The organism is Bradyrhizobium sp. 22, assembly GCF_000482425.1.
GTDB classification, from domain to species: domain Bacteria; phylum Pseudomonadota; class Alphaproteobacteria; order Rhizobiales; family Xanthobacteraceae; genus Bradyrhizobium; species Bradyrhizobium japonicum_B.
The window spans coordinates 251,517-270,972 of the sequence record NZ_KI519401.1 but is presented as its reverse complement, the minus strand read 5'-3'; the positions used below and the strand labels follow the sequence as shown (position 1 = coordinate 270,972).

Genomic DNA, 19,456 nt, shown 5'->3' with positions numbered 1-19,456 from the left:
GACAATGCAACCATGAAGCTCGGCGTACACAACACCGTCATCGTCGACGTGGATGCCCGCGGGGTTGCGACGCTGACGCTCAGTCGTGCGGAGAAGCACAATGCGATCAATGGCGAACTGATTGCTGACCTGGGTGCGGCAGCTCAGATACTGGCGGACGACCCAGCCGTGCGCATCGTGGTGCTGACCGGTGCAGGCAAGAGCTTTTGCGCGGGAGGCGACTTCAACTGGTTTGCCTCGAACGTGGAAAAGACGCGCATTGAGCGGGTGGCACAGAGCGCATCGCTGGCTCATCTGCTACGCAGCCTCGACACCCTGCGCAAGCCGTTGATCGGGCGCGTCAACGGCCCGGCCTACGGTGGCGGCGTTGGCCTGATCTCGGTGTGCGACTACACGATCGGCATCGAAGGCTCGAAGTTCGGTCTTACGGAGGTACGAATGGGCCTGCTGCCCTCCAATATCTCCCCCTATGTGGTGGCGAAGATCGGAGCGGCTGCCGCACGCGAGACCATGCTGTCGGGAGCGTTATTCGATAGTGCGCGTGCCGAGCGGCTCGGGCTTTTGACCGAGGTCGTGGCAGCCGAGGCGCTAGACAAGGCAGTCGAGCGCGTCGTCAATGCCCATCTACAGGCCGCTCCGGGGGCAGTGGCCGAAACCAAGCGGCTCATCGCCTATGTCGCCCGGCACGATCTCCACGCCAACATGATCTATACCGCCGACCGGTTGGCCGACGCCTGGGAGACCGAAGAGGGAGTTGAAGGCATCAACTGCTTCTTGAGCAAGGGCACGCCCTCATGGCGCGTGAAATGAGCTTCACGCGCGTCCTCATCGCCAATCGAGGCGAGATCGCACGGCGCATTCAGCGCGCCTGCGCGAAACTCGGGCTTGAAAGTGTCGCCACTTATTCCGAGTCTGACCGCGACGCCCCCTTCGTAACCGAGGCCAATCACGCTATCTGCGTCGGCCCGCCGGCACCTTCGCGGAGCTACCTGAACATCGATGCGATCTTGGAGGCCGCGCGCGCTGCGGGCGCGGGCGCGGTGCATCCTGGCTATGGCTTCTTGTCGGAAAGCGCCCAATTCGCTCGCCGCGTGGCGGAGGCGGGGCTCGTCTTCATCGGCCCCTCTGTCGAGGCGATCGCGCGGATGGGTTCGAAGATCGAGGCCAAGGCGGCCGCTGAGGCGGCGGGGGTGCCCGTTCTGCCCGGCTATCGCGGGGCGGATCAGTCCGAAGCGCGGCTGCTCGCGGAAGCCGAGAGCCTCGGCGTGCCATTCCTCGTCAAAGCCAGCGCCGGCGGCGGTGGGCGGGGGATGCGGCTTGTTATGGAACTCAAGACGGCAAGTGAGGCGATCCGCGCCGCCAAAGCCGAAGCGCTTGCCGGCTTTGGCGATGCAACCGTGTTTCTTGAACGCTACGCTCCACGCGCACGCCATGTCGAAGTGCAGATCTTGGGCGACAGCTATGGTCATATTGTGCACCTGTGGGACCGCGATTGCTCGCTCCAACGCAACCACCAGAAGCTGATCGAAGAGGCGCCAGCTCCCGGCCTGCCGGCGCCGCTGCGCGAGAAAATGCTCGGGGCCGCCGTCAGCCTCGCCCGCACCATCGGCTACAGCTCGGCTGGCACGGTGGAATATCTCTACGACTCTGAACGTCGGGAATTCTATTTCCTCGAAATGAATACGCGCCTTCAGGTTGAACATCCCGTAACCGAGGCGATCACCGGCATCGATCTCGTGGAATGGCAACTGCGAGTCGCGCGCGGCGAGGAATTGGCCTTCACCCAGAAGGACATTGGCTGCGCGGGTCATGCCATCGAGATTCGCCTTGCAGCTGAGAATCCCGCCGAACGCTTTCGCCCCGAAACTGGCACGATCACCCTCTGGGCACCCCCCAAGGGTCCAGACCTTCGGCTCGACTCAGGGGTCGAGATGGGCAGCGTTGTGAGCCATCACTACGATTCGATGCTCGCTAAGCTGATTGCGAAGGCAGGCGATCGTGAAGGTGCAATCCGCCAGGCCGTTGCTGCGCTCGACAAATTCGCCGTCGGGGGCGTCGGCATGAATATCGCCTATCAGCGCGCGCTGCTCACTCATCCAGATTTCGCCTCGCTGCGCCACCACACCGCAGCGCTCGAACAGCTTTTTCCCGGCGGCTGGAAGGCGCCAGAGGCAGACAATGAAAGTCGAGCGCTAGCTGCGTTGGCGCTGCATCAGCATCTTTCCAAGAGCGTGAATGCCGACCCGTGGCATACGCTGGGTGCCTGGCGTGTGACCGACCGGGCGGGACGGCCTGGTGCGGCGCGCTATTGGCAAGCAGGGGACGAGCTGGAAGAGCTTTTGGCGGTCGGGCAGGATTTGCGGCTGGAGGTTCGCGGAGCAAAGATGACACCGGTCTCGGTTGAAGACATCTCACTCCGCGATGGACGATTGATGGGGCGCGTTGCCGGGCGGCCATTTGCCCGCATCGCGCACTTGGAACGTACCGACGGGAGCTGGCGTGTCCATCTTTCGGGCCGTGATGGCATGATGCAGGTCCATTTCCTCACGCTCGAGGATCTTCATGGCCACGGCGCTGGTGCGGGTTCAGCTGACGAGGATACTCTGAATGCGCCGATGCCCGGCACGATCGTCGAGCTCAGCGTCAGGCAGGGCGACTTTGTCGAACGAGGTCAGACATTGGTGGTGCTGGAGGCAATGAAGTTACTGCAAAGCCTGGTCGCCCCCTTGAGCGGCAACGTGAAGGAGATCTATTGCGTGACCGGCGACACCGTTGCTGGTGGCGCCCCGCTCGTCCGAATGGAGCGAAAGGAAGACACATGAATACCCGTCAAGTCCTAACCGAGGCGACCGCGTTCCCCTTCAACGAAGAGTTGGAGATGATCCGCGCTCAATTGCGGCGGTTCATCGACACCGAAGTTATTCCGGTGGCACACGCGTGGGAGGAGCAAGGCTTAGTACCTCGCGACGTCCTACGCAGAATGGGCGGGCTCGGCGTCCTGGGAATGCGCTATGATCCCGAATATGCCGGTGCCGGGCTCGACACGATGGCGAGTGTGATGCTGGCCGAGGAGCTGGGCCGCTCCACCTTTGGCGGATTCTCGGCGACGGTTTTGGTCCATACCGATATGGCATCGCCGCATCTGGAAAACGCCGGGACGCCGGAGCAGAAGGCGCGTTGGATGCCCGCCATCACCAGCGGTGAGAAGATCACGGCAGTGGCCGTCACTGAGCCGGGCGCGGGATCGGACGTCGCCGGTATGCGTACGCGCGCTGTGAAAAGCGGTTCTGATTGGGTGCTGAACGGCACCAAGATGTTCATTACCAACGGCGTGCACGCCGACTTGTATTTTGTCGCCGCCAAGACCGATCCGGGAGCGAAGGGCTCCCGCGGGATCACGATGTTCGCCGTCGAGAAAGGTGCGCCCGGCTTTTCGGTAAGCCGAGCGTTGAAGAAAACGGGATGGCTGTGTTCGGACACCGCCGAGCTGATTTTCGAGAATGTTCGCGTGCCTGCCGAAAACGTGCTGGGCGAAATCAATCGCGGCTTCTACTCGGTGATGAAGAATTTCCAGAATGAGCGGATTGTGCTGGGTGCACTAGCAGTGGCCGAAGCGCAGACCGCACTGAACCTGACCGTTGCTTACGTCAAGCAACGCAAAGCATTCGGCGGCGCATTGTGGGACAAGCAGACTGTGCGCCAACGCCTGGCGGTTTGCCAGACCCGGGTCGAAGCGGGGCGTCAACTCGTTTATCACGCTGCTCGTCTCGACTGCGAGGGCCGCGACTGTGTGCGTGAAGTCTCGATGGTCAAGGCCTACTCCGGTGAGTTGGTGAACCGGGTTCTCTACGACTGTGTTCAGTTTCACGGAGGCATGGGGTACATGCGTGAGATGGCGGTGGAGCGGATGTCGCGCGATGCCCGAGTTCAGGCCATTGGCGGCGGCGCCAGCGAGGTCATGCTAGAAGAGGTCGCCAAACGAATGTAGTCGTTTGGCCTACACCTGCGACATCTGAGAATGCTCGCGTGAAGTATTTGGCGGCTGTATAGATTGCGGCGATTGTGCCAATTGAACAGATTCAGGAAAGCGGTCGTTGCAGCCGAGATGCGGACCAACGACATGCCGATGGAGCGATCGTCGTTCCTTCGGCGCGACCGGGCGCGGCATGCAGCGTCAGTGAAGGTCATCGGATCACGGCCGGACACAATAGACTGCGTGTTGAACCCGAAAGGCTCGTTCCTTTTTTTGGCTAAGAGCGAAAGCGCCTCCCCTGAAGCACCTTGCGGTGTTTTCTAACACATGTTAGATGTGATCGAGCCCGACAACAACAGATCGGGGGGAGGGAGGAAATGGACAGTTCACCGCGAGCGCAGTTCGGGTTATCGGAATCCAAGTTGCGCAATTGCGCGACGGTTTTCAGGCCTGATCTTTTCAAAGGAAAAGCCGTCGTCGTTTCCGGTGCTGGCAGCGGCTTGGGTCGGGCAATCGCTTCGCTCTTCGCGCGGCTTGGTGCATCATTGGCGATTTGCGGCCGCAATGAAGAAAAACTGAATAGCGCTGCGGATTATTTGCGCGGATTCGGCGGCGATGTCCTCAGCGGTCAATTGAGCATCCGCGATCCAGAGCAGGTAGCAAATTTTATCAGCGCAGTAGGCGAGCGATTTGGCCGGCTGGATGTTCTCGTTAACAATGCTGGAGGGCAGTTCCCACAGCCGGCACTCGACTACTCAGTTAAGGGCTGGAACGCAGTGGTCGACACCAACCTCAATGGCACATGGTGGATGATGCAGACGACAGCGAAGAGATGGGTTGCGACAGGACAGCCCGGAACCATCGTAAACATCGTCGCCGACATCTGGCGCGGCCTGCCAGGCATCGCGCATTCCTGCGCGGCGCGCGCCGGCGTGATCTATCTGTCCAAATCGGTGGCCGTGGAATGGGCGCCGTACAAAATCAGGGTCAATTGCGTCGCGCCCGGATGCTGTGAAAGCAGCGGATTCGGCAACTATTCGCCGGAAGGCGCGGCCACCTTCGAGGAATCAAATCCCATGCGCCGGTCTGGAGACGAGTGGGATATTGCCGAAGCTGTAATTTACCTGGCTGCGCCGTCGGGCAAGTTCATTACTGGAGAAGTCTTGACGGTCGACGGTGGTCAGCAGCTGTGGGGTGATCCGTGGCCGACGGGGCGTCCAGGCTATTTTAAATTAGGCTAACCAGGTTCAACGGGCCGCGAATGCGAAGCGAGCTGGTATGACAGAAGATTGTGTGCCGAAATCGTTTCACCAAGCGGAACCGGTACTGCAATGCACTGGCATTGAACGACGCTTCGGCGGCCTTGTTGCCGTGACCGGTGTCGATCTGAGTGTGTACCGCGGCGAAATCTTTGGGCTCGTCGGCCCAAATGGTAGCGGCAAAACTACGCTGACAAACGCCATAACCGGCTTTTATCCGCCTAACAAGGGAACAATCAAACTCGACGGCAAGGACATTACTGGCACAGCACCTCACAAGGTGGCGAGTTTAGGCGTTGCCCGCACGTTTCAGAATCTGGCGCTCTTCAATGGCATGAGTGTGCTCGACAATATTCTGCTTGGACGACATATTCACATGCGCCCGGGCGTCATTCGTACGGCGCTATACTGGTGGTTGGCGCGTCGCGACGAAATGCGAAGCCGCGAAATCGTGGAGGAAGTGATCGAGTTCTTGCAACTCGAAAGTGTCCGTCACGAACTCGTCGACGGCATTCCGATCGGAATGAAGAAGCGTGTCGAGCTTGCACGCGCGTTGGTGGCGGAACCGCGCCTTCTGATCCTCGATGAACCGATGGCTGGAATGAACCAGGAGGAGAAGGAGTATATGGCAAGGTTCATTCTCGATGCGCGCGCGGAACGCGGCGTGAGCGTTTTGTTGATCGAACACAGTATGGATGTGATTACCGGCATATGTGATCGCGTGCTGGCATTGAACTACGGAGAAATGATCGCAACGGGCAAGCCCAGGGAGGTTGTCAAGGATCAGCGGGTCATTGAAGCCTATATTGGTGTCGGTCATGCGGCATGAAAAAGTGATGAGCATGCCTACATGCGCTGCAGACGATACCCTGCCGCGCCTACTAGTCCACAATGCCGCCCAGCATGGCAACAAAATCGCGATGCGGGAAAAAGATCGCGGCATCTGGAAGGAGATGACGTGGTCAGAATATTTCAATGAGGTGCTGGTTTGCGCTGCGGGCCTTGACGCTCTCGGAGTTCGACCGGGCAATGCAGTCATGATTCTTGGCGATAATCGCGCGCGCCTTTACGCGGGCGTGATTGCATCGTCGATGCTGGGAGCATACGCGATGCCAGCCTACCCTGGGACGACGCTGGACGAATTGCGCCACTTCGTCGGTGAAGTGAAGGTTGTGGCGGCGCTCGCCGAAGACCAGGAGCAGGTCGACAAATTTCTCGATTTGCGGGAGGCCGGCAGTACGATCGAATATATCGTCTACGAGGATAAGAGAGGCCTTAATACCTATGACGCGTCGGGGCTCCTGTCGTGGGAGGAACTTAACGATAAAGGCGAGACGAACCTTAAGGCCGATCCGCAACTGCGGGACCGCATCGTCAATCGCGCGGCGCCGGATGATCCGGCAATATTCCTGCATTCGTCAGGCACGACCGGTAAACCAAAGGGGGTCGTGCTCAGCCACAGAAATGTCATCGCCGCAGTTCGCAATGCATATTCTGGCGGGGCATTCAATTATGGTGAAGAGGTTCTCGCTTACTTGCCGATGGCATGGGTCGGAGATTTTGCCCTGACCGTGGCTGCCGGAATCGCTTTTCGTTTCACCGTCAATGTACCGGAAAGGCAGGAGACGGTCTTGCGTGACATGCGCGAGATTGCGCCCAGCCTTTATCTTGCTGCCCCGCGCAGCTGGGACAATTTGCTGACCTCTATTCAGGTCGGAATCGAAAACTCCACTCCGTTAAAGAAATGGCTCTACCACTTTTTCACGGACAGAGCGATTGCTTCGGAAAGGCGAAAGCTCGACGGTCAAGAGGGTAGCCATCTGGAATGGCTGGGCCGGTTGCTCGGCGAACGCATCGTCTTCGGACCGATAAAAGACCTCTACGGTCTTAGCAGACTAAAAAGCGCGTTCACGGGCGGCGAGGCCATTGGGGAGGACACCTTTGTTTTCTACCGCGCGCTGGGGATCAAGTTGCGGCAGCTCTATGGCCAGACCGAGAATGCGGCCTTCAACGCTATCCAGATGCCCGATGAGGTCAAGCTACACACCGTAGGGCGACCGCTTCCCGGCGTTCAGGTCAAGGTCACGGACGGGGGTGAAATACTGCTGAAGGCAGAAAGCGTGTTTCGGGGGTACTACAACAATCCCCTGGCAACCGCGGAAACGCTCAAGGACGGTTGGCTGCACACCGGCGATGCCGGATATTTGGAAGACGATGGTCACCTTGTCGTGCTGGGGCGTGTGTCAGAGGTCGTCCATACCAAGGAAGGTGAGCGTTACGTCCCCAACTACATCGAGAATCGGCTGAAGTTCAGCCCATACATAAAAGACGCAGCCGTTTTCGGAGCCGGTCGGGACGAACTAACGGCTATTGTTTGTATCGATCTGGAGGCCGCCGGGCATTGGGCAGAGACCAACGCGGTGCCCTATGTCTCCTACGCTGACCTGTCGCAACGGAACGAAATTGCCGGACTACTTGGCGACGCGTTTCATCGGGTCAATAAAGCGCTTCCAGAATCACTGAAGCTGCATCGGTTCGTCAGCCTTCACAAGGAATTCGACCCGGACGATGGAGAGATAACACGCACCCGCAAGCTTCGCCGCTCTGTTGTTGAAGAACGATACGCATCGGCTATCGACGCACTTTATGATGGATCGAAAGAAATCCACGTCAAAGCTGCGGTGACGTACGAGAGCGGTGAGGTCGGGTTGGTTGAGCGCACGCTGGTAATTCGGGAGGTCTAATGGACATCGCATATGTCAGCGAGTTAGCTGTAAATGGCGCATTGACCGGACTGCTCTATTCGCTTTTCGCACTTGGACTAGTGTTGATCTACAAATCATCGTCCGTTCCCAATCTTGCCCAAGGCGCATTGACGATGCTGGCCGCATACGTGGTGCTGGCCTTGTCCCGGCAGTTGGGTTTCCCATTGTGGCTGGGAATCGCTGTGACAACGATCATCATGTTTTTGGCCGGCTTTGGTGTGGAGAAGGTGACGTTGCGGCGAATGGCGGGGCGTCCGATTGTCATGATCCTGATGATGACGCTCGGCCTCGACATCTTCATACGAGGTTCGACTTTGGCAGTGTGGGGCGGTACCTCCCGTTCGATGGAGCTCGGCGTCAGCTACGATCCTTTGTTTCTTGGACCGTTGCTGCTGAGCCGCATCAATCTGGCCGGGGCCTGCGTCGCGATCGCACTTTTTGTAGCATTCCTCCTGTTCTTCCGAACGCGCCGTGGAATCCGGTTACGCGCAATCTCGGACGACTACGTCGCTTCTTGGTCGATCGGAATCTCCGTTGAACACGGCGTAGCGTTGTCATGGGGTATGGCTTCGGTGGTCGCCGTTGCGTCAGCCGTGATTTGGGGAGAGATCCAGGGCGTCGACCAATCGCTTTCGCAACTCCTGTTAAAAGGACTGACTGTCGCCGTCCTGGGTGGGCTTGACAGCATAGTTGGTGCGATCCTCGCCGGAATTGTCCTTGGGGTCATCGAGAACGTGGGCGCCTCCTACCTCGATTTGGTGGTTGGAGGAGGTAGTCGTGACCTAATCGTCGCTGCCGTGCTGATCTTCACCGTCATGTTGCGTCCACACGGACTCTTCGGACGCCATGACATCGAAAGAGTATGACGCATGTTTTATCCTCTCGCGGGCGTTCGTCATCAGAGCTATGTATCGGACAGCAAGCTATTTCCGGTGCCAACGGACCGGAACCTGCTTATCGTCCTTACCGTCGCTGCTATCGCTGCGCCGTTCCTGTTGAGTTCGTTGTATCTAAACAGCTACGTTCAGCCTTGGCTGATCTGGACGGCGCTGGCGCTCGGTCTCAATTTGGCGACAGGCTGGGCGGGGCAGCTGCATCTGGGATACGCTGCGACGATGGCGGTGGGCGCCTATGCGGCCGTCCACGCAGCCAGGTTCGGCATACCCTGGGAATTTGCTCTTCTGATCGGCGGCCTCGCCGCATCCCTGATAGGAAGCCTGTTTGCGTTCGCGGCCCTGCGGGTGAAAGGGCTTTATCTCGCGATCGTGACACTTGCGATGCAGTTCGTCATGGATTGGGTACTGAATCACTCACCAGCGATATCTGGCGGCTCACATGCCTCGCTTCAATCCCCTCGTTTTGCGCTTCTTGGGCAGGAAATCGCTTCAGGCAGAGGGTTATACTACGTGGCGCTGGGATGGTGCGCGTTGGTGACCGTTTTCATGATGAACCTGCAGCGAACCGCCTTGGGACGTGCCCTGGTTGCCGTGCGCGAGAAGGATTATGCGGCTGCAATTCTCGGCGTGAACAGCTTCTACTACAAGCTAATCGCGTTTTCGATGTGCTCGTTCATCGGTGGGATTGGTGGCGCCCTGCTTGTTGCTACGTTCTTTTTCCTTGCTGCGCCCGAGCAATTCTCGGTCAATGTTTCAATTCAGGTGCTTGCCATGATCATCGTCGGCGGGCTCGGCAGCATCATCGGTACGTATTTTGGAGTGGCATTGATCCTCCTCATGCCGGGAATCGCCAATGAGATAATTGCGAATTTGACGTCTTTCCTTGGGCTTCCACTCGGAAATGAAACCCTTGCTCATATCCCTACCACCGTCTACGGCGCTTTGATCATCATTTTCCTGCTGGTTGAGCCTTTGGGACTCGGGAAGCTTTATGCGAATATCAGGGACTATTTCCTGGTCTGGCCCTTCGACCAGTTCAAGAAATAGAAATCGGCATGAAACCAAACGACATTCAACAAGATGGCCCAATCCTGTCGATGAACAGCGTGGAGGTGCTTTACAATTCGGTCATGCTCGCCATCAAGGGCGTGTCGATTGAGGTGCCCTACGGCGGAATGGTCGCGCTCCTCGGATCCAATGGAGCTGGGAAGAGTACCACATTGAAAGCCATAAGCGGCCTTCTGAGCGCAGAACGCGGAAAGGTAAGCCGGGGCGAGATCCGCTTTGACGGTAGAGTGATCGGCGACAATCCGCCTCAGCAGCGTGTCGGACTGGGGATTTGCCACGTGATCGAGGGGCGCCGAGTTTTCGAGCATCTTACGCCAGATGAGAACCTCGAGGCTGCCGCTCCGATGTCATTGTCGAGAACGCGGGTCGCATCGGAGAAGGCGCGCATTTACGACTACTTTCCGCGTCTAGCTGAGCGAAAATCTTCGCTTGCCGGATATCTTTCGGGCGGTGAACAGCAGATGCTCGCAATCGGACGGGCCTTAATGACGCAGCCGCGCTTGCTCATGCTGGACGAGCCAAGTCTGGGTCTGGCTCCGTTTCTGGTCGCCGAGATTTTCGAGATCATCAAACGGATCAATCGCGATCATGGCCTATCCGTCCTGCTTGTCGAGCAAAATGCGCTCGCAGCTCTCGATATCGTCTCGCGTGGCTATCTGATCGAGAATGGACGTGTCGTCATGCACGACACGGCAGAGAGGCTGAAAGCAAACTCCGATATTCAGGAGTTTTACCTCGGGGGCAGTCAAGCCAAGAGTTTCCACGACATCAAGCACTATCGCAGACGCAAGCGCTGGCTCAGCTGATCAGAACGCCCCAATGTGTCAGTTGTGAACGGAGGAGACTCATGATGGGATTTTTCAAATACTCAGTGGCTGCGGCAATCGCTGGCATTGTGGCGCTTTCGGTAGCTCCGCCTGCCGGCGCCGCACAACCGCTGAAGCTCGGCGTCTGCTACGACCTAAGCAAGGCCTACACGTTCGCCACGCCTCAGGTATCGCAGGCGGCACAGGATCTGGTCGCGCTAACCAATCTCAAGGGTGGGATCGGGGGCGCTCCGATCGAAGTCATCGTGCAAGACCACGGCAATGAGCCGCAACGCGGCATCGAATGCTACGAGAAACTTAAGCGGGAAGGCGTGTTCATCTTTGACACGCTGTCGACTCCCGTTTCAATCGCCATGTTGCCGCGAGTTATGCAGGACAAGAACATCCTCATCCAAGCACTAGTTGGCCGCGGAGACGCTGTCGATGGCGGCGTATTCGGGTGGGTTTTTCCGCTGGGTCCTACTTATTGGGGACAGGTTGCCAATAATGTTGCCTACTTAAAGCAGGTGCACGCTGGCAACCTGCGCGGGGTAAAAATCGGCTTTGTCTATCTCGACTATCCGTTCGGACAGGAGCCGATTCCAATTTTACAGACGCTCGCCAAGGTGGAAGGATTTGAATTGAAGCTCTATCCGGTGCCGCTCCCTGGCAAAGATCAGACGAGTGTCTGGACCCAAGTGCGCCGTGACCAGCCAGATCACATCATTAGCTGGCTGCTAGCGGGAGCGCATGTCGTGGCATCCAAGGAGATGAAGCGCAATGGTATCCCAATGGATAAGTACATCTCGGTTAATTGGTTGAACGAAGTTGACATTGCCAATATCGGCGCTGAGGCTGCAAAAGGATTGAAGCGTGGCACCAACGTCGCGGGCGGTCAGGATATTCCAGTGATTCAAGAGATTATTGCTGAGCTTTACAAGAAGGGTAAGGGCAGCGGGCCAGAGAAGAATCTCAAAGATGTATACTACAACACCGGACTAGCGATGTACTCGATGGTCCTTGAAGGCGCTCGCCAAGCTGCCAAGTTGCATGGCACTCCAATTTCCTCCGCCACAATGCGCGAGGGTCTCCAAAATATCGCAAGTTACGATGCCGGTGGACTTATGGCGCCGGTAACTGTGACATCAAGCGATCACGGCGGTGGTGGGAAGACCCGCATCGAGATGTGGGATGGAGAAAAATGGATACCCCAAACAGAATGGATCGCCGCCTACACAGATATCATCTGGGAAGTGGTAAGGAAAAGTTCTTCCAACTATCACAACTAGCACTTGAAGACATGACGAACGCCAACTCCGTTCAGCAGCGCTCTTAAAGGCCGAGGACAGCAGAAGGCGTACTGAAATTCGACCAACAGATTGGGAGGTAGAATGTTAATCGGGAAGGTGACAAAGGGCTTGGCGGTCGCTGCCGCTCTCAGTGCCGCAGGCTGGACAGACGCTTTGGCTCAGGAAGGAACCCTGAAGTTCGGCTTGTGCTTCGATCTAAGCAAATCCTACACGTTCGTCTCGCCACAGGTGGCGCAAGCTGCGCAAGACCTTGCCGCCCTGACGAATATTAAGGGTGGTATCGAAGGGCACAAGGTAGAGATCGTGGTTCAGGACCACGGCAACGAGCCCCAACGCGGCATTGAATGCTACGAAAGGCTTAAACGTGACGGCGTGTTCGTATTCGACATGCTGTCGACACCGGTGTCGATAGCTGTCCTACCGCGGATCATGAAGGATAAGAACATTTTGATGCAGTCATCGGTCGGACGCGGTGATGCCGTTGACGGCTCGGTGTTCACGCAAATCTTCCCCGTGGGTGCGACTTATTGGGGGCAAGCCGCCAACGATATCGCCTACATCAAACAACAGCGCAGCGGCGATTTGAAGGGGGCCAAGATCGGATTTATCTATCTCGACTATCCCTTCGGTCAGGAGCCGATCGGTGTCTTGAAGACACTCGCTGAACGCGAAGGCTTCGAGTTGAAGCTCTACCCGGTGCCGTTGCCCGGCAGCGATCAGACGAGCGCTTGGACGCAGGTAAGGCGCGACCGGCCTGATTTCATGATCAGCTGGCTCCTGGCCGGAGGACATGTCGTCGCGGCCAAAGAAATGAAGCGCAACGGCTATCCGATCGAAAAGTACATTTCGGTCAACTGGCTTAACGAGGTGGATATTGCCAATATTGGTCCCGATGTTGCCAAGGGCATCAAGCGTGGCACAAACGTGGTCGGCGGCCAGGATATTCCCATCATTAAGGAAATAATGGCTGAGCTTTACGCAAAGGGTAAGGGAAGTGGCCCCGAAAAAAACCTGAAAGATGTGTATTACAACTTGGGTCTCGCCAACTACTCGGTTGCCTTTCAAGCCGCACGAAATGCGGTGAAACAAGCCGGTTGGCCAGTGACCGCCGCATCGATGAAAGTTGGCTATGAGAGCCTCAAGGATTTCGATGCCAATGGCCTTCTTGCCCCTTTGACCGTCACTGCTCAAGATCATGGTGGCGGAGGCAAGACAAGAATCGAAATGTGGGACGGTCAGAAGTGGGTGCCGCAGACCGGCTGGCTGGCGGACTATCAGGACCTCATCTGGCAGATCGTGAAAACGAGTTCATCCGGATTTAAGGCCGAATAGTTCCGGCGATCCCGTTGGCTCAAATCCTACGTGTCGGCGGGTGCAACCGCCCGGGGGCGGTGGATAATGCATCCGCCGCCGACTGCCAACCTTCAGCGCGAAAGCCAGTGAACTCCATGATCGATAGTCCAATCGAAGTCAGCGTCGAAGAAGATATTGCTACCGTTCTTATCAATCGTCCTGACCGCAAGAACGCGCTATCTGTGGCGGCGGCTAATGGACTGGCCGATGCCTGGGACCGGATCGAAGCGGACAGCAAGATCCGGGCGGTAATTCTAACCTCTGCCGACTGTGGCGTCTTCAGCGCGGGGCTTGACCTCAAGGAGGCGGCCGAGATCGCTCGCAACGAACAGATCGATATCCTGTCCAAAATGCGCGATCCTTTCCACGAGCGCATGCGCACGTGCTCCAAGCCAATCATTGCCGCGATGACCGGCTCGCTGATGGCGGGCGGAATGATGCTGTCGCTGATGTGCGATCTGCGCGTCGGTCTCAAAGGGACTAAGGCCGGCATCACGGAGGTAAAGATCGGTCGTGGCTCGCCCTGGGCCGCTCCGGCCCTCTATATGCTACCTCAGGCAATCCTTATGGAGATCGTTCTGACGGGCGATCTCATGCCAATTGAACGGCTGCACGATTACGGTTTCACTAATTATCTTGAAGATACACCACACGCTGTGCGCTCTCGTGCCAAGGATTTGGCTATGCGCATTGCCAACGGTGCGCCATTGTCTGTCATTGCTGCCAAAGCCAGTGTTCGCTCGACGATGGACCTCGGATGCCGCGAGGGACTGGTAGAGGGTAAACGCCTTCACGAAGTTGTCTATGCCAGCCAAGACGCAATCGAAGGTCCCAGAGCGTTTGCCGAAAAGCGCAAACCGGTCTGGCAGGGCAGGTAAGGGTGCGCGTGATCTAGCGGCTCTGTCGGGAGATCAGAACGCAAGGTTCCGTGACGAGCGTTGCCTATTTAGAAACTAGCGGGGCGATCGCAGTGGGCAGTGTTGCGTTTGAACTTCCCGAGTACGTCGTTGAAGTGCGCGATGGCGTTCTGCGTTTTGTCGATTCGCAGGTCGTGCCGCTGATCGATGGGAATCGCACGCTTCTCGAAGATCAGCGACGGCTGTACGACGAATATGGTCGATACAGCGCCGAAGTACGCACGTTGATCCAACAAGTTAGGATGCTTTCGGCCGAAGCCGGCTTCTATGCGATGTGCGCACCGGCGGAAATCGGGGGAGGTGGGCTGGGGCACCTTGTCTACTACGTGGCCTGGGAGGCGATATATCGCCGGCTCGGGGGGCAGGGCGTCATTATTCCCTGGGTCATTGCACACTGGGCTTTCGGGCCCAGCCGACTGCTCACCCAGGTCACAGAGGTAGCCCGCGAGAGATGCTTGGCGGGCATGATGGCCGGGAAGACATCGATGTGCTTTGGTCTTTCCGAGCCGGGGGCCGGCTCAGACGCCAGCATGATCAAGACGCGGGCTGACAAGACCGGAACAGGCTGGAAAATCTCTGGCCGCAAGCTCTGGACAACCAACGCTCCCACTGCGGAATGGTGCATTGTTTTCGCCGTCACCGACGTCGAGAAAGCTGTGCGAAAGGCTGGAGGCATCAGCGCATTTCTCGTTCCAACCGATGCACGAGGATTTCATGTTGAGAGCGTCGTGCGCTTGTTTGGTCACGTTGGCGGGCACGAGGGCGCTCTTGTGCTTGAGGAGGTAGAGGTACACCCTTGGCAATTGGTCGGCGAGCTCGACCAGGGATTCAAGATCGCACTATATGGAGTCTCGCTGGGTCGGGTCTACAACGCCGCCCGAGCTGTCGGACAGGGAAGATGGGCGCTGGAAATGGCCATCGACTATTCGAAGCAACGTGAGGCCTTCGGTTCAAAGATCGCGGAGTATCAAGCCGTCTCGTTTCCGATAGCCGAAGCAGCTACGGAATTGCACGCTGCGCACCTGATGGGATTGAATGCAGCGATGCTCCTCGACCGCGGCGATAAAGCGCCGAAGGAGCTTTCGATGGCAAAGGCCTATTCGGTACAAGCCGGATTTCGCGCCGTGGATCGTGCAATTCAGACACACGGCGGCATGGGATTGACGAACGAAATCGGTCTTGTTCACGCCTGGCAAGACCTGAGAATCGTCAACATTGCCGACGGCACGAATGAAATCCCGACGCGAATGATTGCCCAGCGATTACTGTCAGGTGACGTCGATCTCTAAGCCCGGGCGGAAGTTGACGATGTGTCTGCCGTCGCTTCCCGCGGCCAAACGGTCAGGTGAACCGAAGTTGCACCTCCATGGCGATGGTCCCGCCCGACGTCATTGCCCACAGCTCGGCGCCGGCGCCGCCGTTGACCGGACGTCCGGCGACGTTGAACGGCGCAGTATCGAACAAGGGTGCGCGTGCGCGTTGCGTAAACGAGGCGATAGTCCTGCTCGCATTGTTGTCCCGGACGAGATCAATGAGACATTGCTGCGAATAAGGGCCGTGCACCACCAGCCCGGGGTAGCCCTCCACGGTCATCGCGTAAGTCCGATCGTAGTGAATACGATGCGGATTGAAGGTCACAGCAGAATAGCGGAAGAGCGATACCGGATCCGTTGTGATCTGCCGCGTCCAAGGTAGATCGGCGGGCGGCGTGTCTCGTTTCGGTATCCCGCTTTTCTCACCCGGCTTTACGGCGTCGCGAAACACGGTGAAACTCTCCTCCACGATCGCGAGGCCGCATGGCGAGAATATGCGTCGCGTTTGTGTGGCAAAGATGAGTGGGCCGTACTGCCGGAACGCAACGTCATGTCCGTCAGCTCCGTCTCACGTTTGAGGGCGTCTCCCACGAGGAGCGGATGATGAAACGTCAGACTTGTCCCCGCGTACATGCGTCGCGGAAACGGCACATCGGGAATGACGCCTCCCGAAGTTGGCAGGCCATCCTCGCCCAGCGTCGCCCTGCGCGCGAATGAATTGAAATAGGCGAGGTGCCATCCGGGCGGAATCGCTTCACCCTTGGTAGGTACCGCATCGTCTCGATCGAATGCCGCGACTAGACCGAAGAGGGGCGCTCGCGTAGCTTCGTCTTCTTCCACGATCTTGGTGCCTATGTGTTTGCGCAAGCCGTCAATGTCGATTTCGGCAGCCATCATCGTTATCCCGAGCTGGGTACGGACATGTCGGTCGCGGGGGCTGCCAGAACGAATCCAGGCAGAGTGAGGCCAGGTTTCGCTTTCTCAAAGACGAGGCGGACGGACATGCCGATATCGAGCCGTGTGTCCGCAGGGGCATGTAGCCGCGCCAGCATGCGTACACCTTCCTCCAGATCGACCGTCACCAGCGTGTAGGGCAGATCGGACCTGTAACCGTCGTGAAACGGATGATGCGTGATCGTCCAGCTGTGAATTGTACCTTGCCCCGATGCTTCGACCCACCGGGTTTCGAAAGAATGGCACGCATCGCATACCGGCCGAAGCGGCCTCCGCGCTGAAGGAGCGCGGGTTTGACAATGTCATGGGCGTCCAGGCCGACGTTCGAAACTACGAACAGGTTTCCGAGGCGGTGCGCGCGGTGGTCCATCGGTTCGGATCGCTGGACATTCTGGTGAACAATGCGGCGGGAAATTTTTTCTGCCCAACGGCCGCGATGTCTTCGAACGCATGGAAGACGGTCGTTGATATCGATCTCAATGGCACGTTCCACGGTTGCCGCGCCGCCTATGAACATCTCGATGCGTCGAGTGGCGGCGGCTGCATCATCAACAACATTACCATGCAGGCGCTGTCGGGATAGCCGGGCGCGGCGCATGCCGCCGCTGCCAAGGCCGGCATCCTGTCGCTGACGCGAACGCTGTTCGGACGCACGGCACACGGCCTGCGCGAGGGCATCCACATTCGCGAGAGCCGCGTTGCGATAGCCGGACAGCAGCCTGCCGCCGCGCAGCGACTGGATCATCTCCAGCGCTTCGGCTTCGATCTGCAAGACCACGTCGCCGAGCTGGATATCAACCCCGTGAAACTGTCGGCCGTCAGCGCAACCGCTGTCGATGCGCTGATCGTGCTGCGCGAGAAAGAGGATAAGCAATGAACAAGTCAGCTTCAGGCAGGGTCGCGATCGTCGGTGTCGGCGAATCCGACATCGGCAAGGTCCCCAACATGACCGGTCTCGGATTGAACGCGCAGGCCGCCAAGCGCGCGCTCGACGATGCCGGTCTCAAGGTGTCGGACATCGACGGGGTTCTGACCGCGTACTCCTTCACCGAACCGTACTTCATGCTCGGATCGGTGTTGTGTGAATATCTTGGCCTCAAGCCGCGGTACAATGCGTCGGTCATCGTCGGCGGCGGATCACCCGCTGTGATGCTGAAGCACGCTACGGAAGCGATCCTGGCCGGCAGCGCGGACACCATCCTGGTCTGCGCCGGGGAGAACAGGGCGACGGGTCAATCGCGTGATTCCGCCGTGTCGGCGTTGCTGGCGGTGGGCCATCCGTACTTCGAGCAGCCCTATGGCGGATCGATCCCCGGCTTCTACGCCATGATCGCGCAACGGCATATGCATGTGTATGGCACGACCCGCGAGCACCTCGCGCATATCGCTGTGAATACCCGTCGGCACGCGCTGCTGCATCCCAATGCGCATATGAAGACGCCGATCACCTTGCAGGATGTGCTGTCGGCGAAGCCGATCGCCGATCCGTTTGGGATGCTGGATTGCTGCCTGATCTCGGATGCAGGCGGCGCGTTCATCGTGACGTCGGCCGAGCGCGCCAAGGATCTCAAATCCAAGCCGGCCTATCTGCTGGGCATCGGAGAACATCACACGCACGAACACATCATGTGCGCGCCAAGCCTGACGGAATTGGCGCAAAGGAATCCGGCAAGCGCGCCTACGAGATGGCTGGCGTCAAGCCGTCCGACATCGACGTCGCGCAACTCTACGACTGCTTCTCCATCGTCCCGCTGATCGAGCTGGAAGAGCGCGGGTTCTGCGAGCCGGGCGAGGGCGGCGCTTCTTTGCCGACGGCCGAGCCTCGATCGGCGGAAAGCTGCCGATCAACACCCATGGCGGAATGCTGTCGCACGCTCATGCAGGCGCTGCGGGCGGCTTGTTCGGCATCGTGGAAGGCGTCCGGCAACTTCGTGGCGGGCTTGGCCCGCGCCAGGTCGAGGGTGCCGAACTCGCTCTGGTCCACAACGAGGGTGGCATTCTGTCATCCCACTGCACACTCATTCTTGGCAACCAACCCAACTGACGAGAGAAGACAATGAGCAATCAAAAACCGCGCGGCCGCTATTTCGACGATTTCGAAGTGGGCCAAGAGTTCGAAAGCCCGGCGCGTACCGTCACGCAGGCCGACATCATCAATTTTGCCTGTCTGTCCGGCGATTTCAACGAGGTCCACACCAATTTCGAATACTGCAAGACGACGCAGTTCGGCGAGTCGATCGCGCACGGTCCGCTGGTCTACGCGATCATGGGCGGCTTGCAATACGCGAGTGGTATCAACGACGGCACGCTGCTGGCGTTGTTGCAAATCGACAAGTGGCGTTTGCTCGACGCCGTCAAGCACGGCGACACCATTCGCTTGCGCTCCAAGGTCGTCGATAAAAAGGAAAGCAGCAAGCCGGATCGTGGCGTCGTCACTTTCAAACGTGAGTGCGTGCGTCACGATGGCAAGGTGGTTCAGGAGATGCAGGCCACGCTGCTCTATCGCCGTAGGCCGGCGTAGGCGTCCATCATCGATAAGGCGTTCCATGCGTCTGTAAACGCAACTCAGGGATTTGTTGATGACCTCTTTTCAGAACAACGCTGAGTTCGATCTCAGCGAGGATCAGGTGCGGATGCGTGACAGCGTGTTGCACCTGCTTCGCGAGACCTTACCCGCGACTAAAGTAGCCGAGTTGGATGATGCGAGCGAATTTCCGTTCGATGCCTATGCGGCGCTCGCCAAAGCCGGCTGGCTCGGATTGCCGCATGACGAGGCTTATGGCGGCGCCAATGGCAGCTACATGGATCTGGCTGTTCTGATCGAAGCGATTGCCTAACACAA

At 58.3% G+C, this 19,456-nt stretch carries 20 protein-coding genes and 1 pseudogene; 17 read left to right on the top strand and 4 right to left on the bottom strand.

All coding sequences use genetic code 11. The annotated features are described in order from the left end of the window. The first annotated feature begins 12 nt into the window (after positions 1 to 12). The 13 genes from K410_RS0135665 (at position 13) to K410_RS0135605 (ending at position 15,636) form a co-directional block, all read left to right on the top strand. A complete protein-coding gene (locus tag K410_RS0135665; protein ID WP_024343095.1) occupies positions 13 to 810 on the top strand; it encodes a crotonase/enoyl-CoA hydratase family protein in 798 nt (265 codons plus the stop codon). Continuing rightward, entirely contained in the window at positions 795 to 2,822 is a 2,028-nt protein-coding gene (locus tag K410_RS0135660) for an acetyl/propionyl/methylcrotonyl-CoA carboxylase subunit alpha (RefSeq protein WP_028139152.1), read from the top strand. Before K410_RS0135665 ends, K410_RS0135660 begins: the two co-directional genes overlap by 16 nt. Further along, entirely contained in the window at positions 2,819 to 3,988 is a 1,170-nt protein-coding gene (locus K410_RS0135655; RefSeq protein ID WP_024343097.1) for an acyl-CoA dehydrogenase family protein, read from the top strand. Before K410_RS0135660 ends, K410_RS0135655 begins: the two co-directional genes overlap by 4 nt. Before the next feature lie 362 nt (positions 3,989 to 4,350). Beyond that, positions 4,351 to 5,214 carry an SDR family oxidoreductase gene (locus tag K410_RS0135650; RefSeq protein WP_024343098.1) on the top strand — a complete coding sequence of 288 codons (864 nt, stop codon included), beginning with the start codon at positions 4,351 to 4,353 and terminating at the stop codon, positions 5,212 to 5,214. Between the two features lie 52 nt (positions 5,215 to 5,266). Next, a complete protein-coding gene (locus K410_RS0135645; RefSeq protein WP_028139151.1) occupies positions 5,267 to 6,061 on the top strand; it encodes an ABC transporter ATP-binding protein in 795 nt (264 codons plus the stop codon). Next, a complete protein-coding gene (locus K410_RS0135640; protein ID WP_210164254.1) occupies positions 6,051 to 7,976 on the top strand; it encodes an AMP-dependent synthetase/ligase in 1,926 nt (641 codons plus the stop codon). Before K410_RS0135645 ends, K410_RS0135640 begins: the two co-directional genes overlap by 11 nt. Beyond that, entirely contained in the window at positions 7,976 to 8,863 is an 888-nt protein-coding gene (locus K410_RS0135635; RefSeq protein WP_024343101.1) for a branched-chain amino acid ABC transporter permease, read from the top strand. The genes K410_RS0135640 and K410_RS0135635 overlap by 1 nt, the downstream gene beginning before the upstream one ends. Positions 8,864 to 8,866: 3 nt before the next feature. Beyond that, positions 8,867 to 9,940 (top strand): branched-chain amino acid ABC transporter permease, encoded by a 1,074-nt coding sequence (locus K410_RS0135630; RefSeq protein WP_024343102.1) that lies wholly within the window; start codon positions 8,867 to 8,869, stop codon positions 9,938 to 9,940. 8 nt (positions 9,941 to 9,948) lie between these two features. Continuing rightward, positions 9,949 to 10,767: an ABC transporter ATP-binding protein gene (locus K410_RS0135625; RefSeq protein ID WP_029674699.1), complete on the top strand. Its 819-nt coding sequence runs from the start codon at positions 9,949 to 9,951 to the stop codon at positions 10,765 to 10,767. A gap of 41 nt (positions 10,768 to 10,808) precedes the next feature. Then, on the top strand, positions 10,809 to 12,056 hold the full coding sequence (locus tag K410_RS0135620) for an ABC transporter substrate-binding protein (RefSeq protein ID WP_245265978.1): 1,248 nt from the start codon (positions 10,809 to 10,811) through the stop codon (positions 12,054 to 12,056). Positions 12,057 to 12,158: 102 nt separating this feature from the next. Further along, the gene (locus K410_RS0135615; protein ID WP_024343105.1) at positions 12,159 to 13,409 is read left to right on the top strand and encodes an ABC transporter substrate-binding protein; all 1,251 of its coding nucleotides are present in this window, start codon (positions 12,159 to 12,161) and stop codon (positions 13,407 to 13,409) included. A 116-nt stretch (positions 13,410 to 13,525) separates the two neighbouring features. Then, positions 13,526 to 14,308 (top strand): enoyl-CoA hydratase/isomerase family protein, encoded by a 783-nt coding sequence (locus tag K410_RS0135610; protein ID WP_028139149.1) that lies wholly within the window; start codon positions 13,526 to 13,528, stop codon positions 14,306 to 14,308. 50 nt (positions 14,309 to 14,358) lie between these two features. Next, positions 14,359 to 15,636, top strand: coding sequence for an acyl-CoA dehydrogenase family protein (locus K410_RS0135605; RefSeq protein ID WP_049820504.1), 1,278 nt, complete (start codon positions 14,359 to 14,361; stop codon positions 15,634 to 15,636). A gap of 52 nt (positions 15,637 to 15,688) precedes the next feature. Here K410_RS0135605 and K410_RS40165 read toward each other — a convergent pair whose 3' ends face one another. The 4 genes from K410_RS40165 to K410_RS41620 are packed head-to-tail and all read right to left on the bottom strand — an operon-like array spanning position 15,689 to position 17,488. Continuing rightward, positions 15,689 to 16,129, bottom strand: a complete 441-nt coding sequence (locus tag K410_RS40165; RefSeq protein ID WP_491018466.1) for an HTD2 family dehydratase — start codon at positions 16,127 to 16,129, stop codon at positions 15,689 to 15,691. After that, on the bottom strand, positions 16,093 to 16,554 hold the full coding sequence (locus tag K410_RS39085; protein ID WP_155248782.1) for an FAS1-like dehydratase domain-containing protein: 462 nt from the start codon (positions 16,552 to 16,554) through the stop codon (positions 16,093 to 16,095). Before K410_RS39085 ends, K410_RS40165 begins: the two co-directional genes overlap by 37 nt. Before the next feature lie 5 nt (positions 16,555 to 16,559). Beyond that, positions 16,560 to 16,796 (bottom strand): Zn-ribbon domain-containing OB-fold protein, encoded by a 237-nt coding sequence (locus K410_RS41625; RefSeq protein WP_433994224.1) that lies wholly within the window; start codon positions 16,794 to 16,796, stop codon positions 16,560 to 16,562. Next, complete coding sequence (locus tag K410_RS41620; protein ID WP_433994164.1) at positions 16,739 to 17,488, bottom strand: hypothetical protein; 750 nt, start codon at positions 17,486 to 17,488, stop codon at positions 16,739 to 16,741. Before K410_RS41620 ends, K410_RS41625 begins: the two co-directional genes overlap by 58 nt. Positions 17,489 to 17,559: 71 nt before the next feature. Here K410_RS41620 and K410_RS0135590 point away from each other — a divergent pair, with 71 nt between their 5' ends. From K410_RS0135590 to K410_RS40865, 4 genes and pseudogenes are all read left to right on the top strand, one after another. Beyond that, on the top strand, positions 17,560 to 18,369 hold the full coding sequence (locus K410_RS0135590) for a thiolase family protein (RefSeq protein ID WP_210164253.1): 810 nt from the start codon (positions 17,560 to 17,562) through the stop codon (positions 18,367 to 18,369). Then, positions 18,300 to 18,658: pseudogene (locus K410_RS41615) on the top strand (thiolase family protein). The gene K410_RS0135590 and the pseudogene K410_RS41615 overlap by 70 nt, the downstream one beginning before the upstream one ends. A 12-nt stretch (positions 18,659 to 18,670) precedes the next feature. Further along, positions 18,671 to 19,135, top strand: coding sequence for a MaoC/PaaZ C-terminal domain-containing protein (locus K410_RS0135585; RefSeq protein ID WP_024343108.1), 465 nt, complete (start codon positions 18,671 to 18,673; stop codon positions 19,133 to 19,135). 58 nt (positions 19,136 to 19,193) lie between these two features. Continuing rightward, positions 19,194 to 19,451: an acyl-CoA dehydrogenase family protein gene (locus K410_RS40865; protein ID WP_210163730.1), complete on the top strand. Its 258-nt coding sequence runs from the start codon at positions 19,194 to 19,196 to the stop codon at positions 19,449 to 19,451. Positions 19,452 to 19,456: the final 5 nt, after the last annotated feature.

What these genes read in the sequence shown, in the direction of transcription:
- K410_RS0135630 (WP_024343102.1), top strand. Translation starts at nt 8,867, where the DNA reads ATGTTTTATCCTCTCGCGGGCGTTCGTCATCAGAGCTATGTATCGGAC.
- K410_RS0135615 (WP_024343105.1), top strand. Translation starts at nt 12,159, where the DNA reads ATGTTAATCGGGAAGGTGACAAAGGGCTTGGCGGTCGCTGCCGCTCTC.
- K410_RS0135635 (WP_024343101.1), top strand. Translation starts at nt 7,976, where the DNA reads ATGGACATCGCATATGTCAGCGAGTTAGCTGTAAATGGCGCATTGACC.
- K410_RS0135625 (WP_029674699.1), top strand. Translation starts at nt 9,949, where the DNA reads ATGAAACCAAACGACATTCAACAAGATGGCCCAATCCTGTCGATGAAC.
- K410_RS0135610 (WP_028139149.1), top strand. Translation starts at nt 13,526, where the DNA reads ATGATCGATAGTCCAATCGAAGTCAGCGTCGAAGAAGATATTGCTACC.
- K410_RS0135585 (WP_024343108.1), top strand. Translation starts at nt 18,671, where the DNA reads ATGAGCAATCAAAAACCGCGCGGCCGCTATTTCGACGATTTCGAAGTG.
- K410_RS0135640 (WP_210164254.1), top strand. Translation starts at nt 6,051, where the DNA reads ATGCGGCATGAAAAAGTGATGAGCATGCCTACATGCGCTGCAGACGAT.
- K410_RS0135590 (WP_210164253.1), top strand. Translation starts at nt 17,560, where the DNA reads ATGACCGGTCTCGGATTGAACGCGCAGGCCGCCAAGCGCGCGCTCGAC.
- K410_RS0135650 (WP_024343098.1), top strand. Translation starts at nt 4,351, where the DNA reads ATGGACAGTTCACCGCGAGCGCAGTTCGGGTTATCGGAATCCAAGTTG.
- K410_RS0135655 (WP_024343097.1), top strand. Translation starts at nt 2,819, where the DNA reads ATGAATACCCGTCAAGTCCTAACCGAGGCGACCGCGTTCCCCTTCAAC.
- K410_RS40865 (WP_210163730.1), top strand. Translation starts at nt 19,194, where the DNA reads ATGACCTCTTTTCAGAACAACGCTGAGTTCGATCTCAGCGAGGATCAG.
- K410_RS0135665 (WP_024343095.1), top strand. Translation starts at nt 13, where the DNA reads ATGAAGCTCGGCGTACACAACACCGTCATCGTCGACGTGGATGCCCGC.
- K410_RS39085 (WP_155248782.1), bottom strand. Translation starts at nt 16,554, where the DNA reads ATGGCTGCCGAAATCGACATTGACGGCTTGCGCAAACACATAGGCACC.
- K410_RS0135620 (WP_245265978.1), top strand. Translation starts at nt 10,809, where the DNA reads ATGATGGGATTTTTCAAATACTCAGTGGCTGCGGCAATCGCTGGCATT.
- K410_RS0135660 (WP_028139152.1), top strand. Translation starts at nt 795, where the DNA reads ATGGCGCGTGAAATGAGCTTCACGCGCGTCCTCATCGCCAATCGAGGC.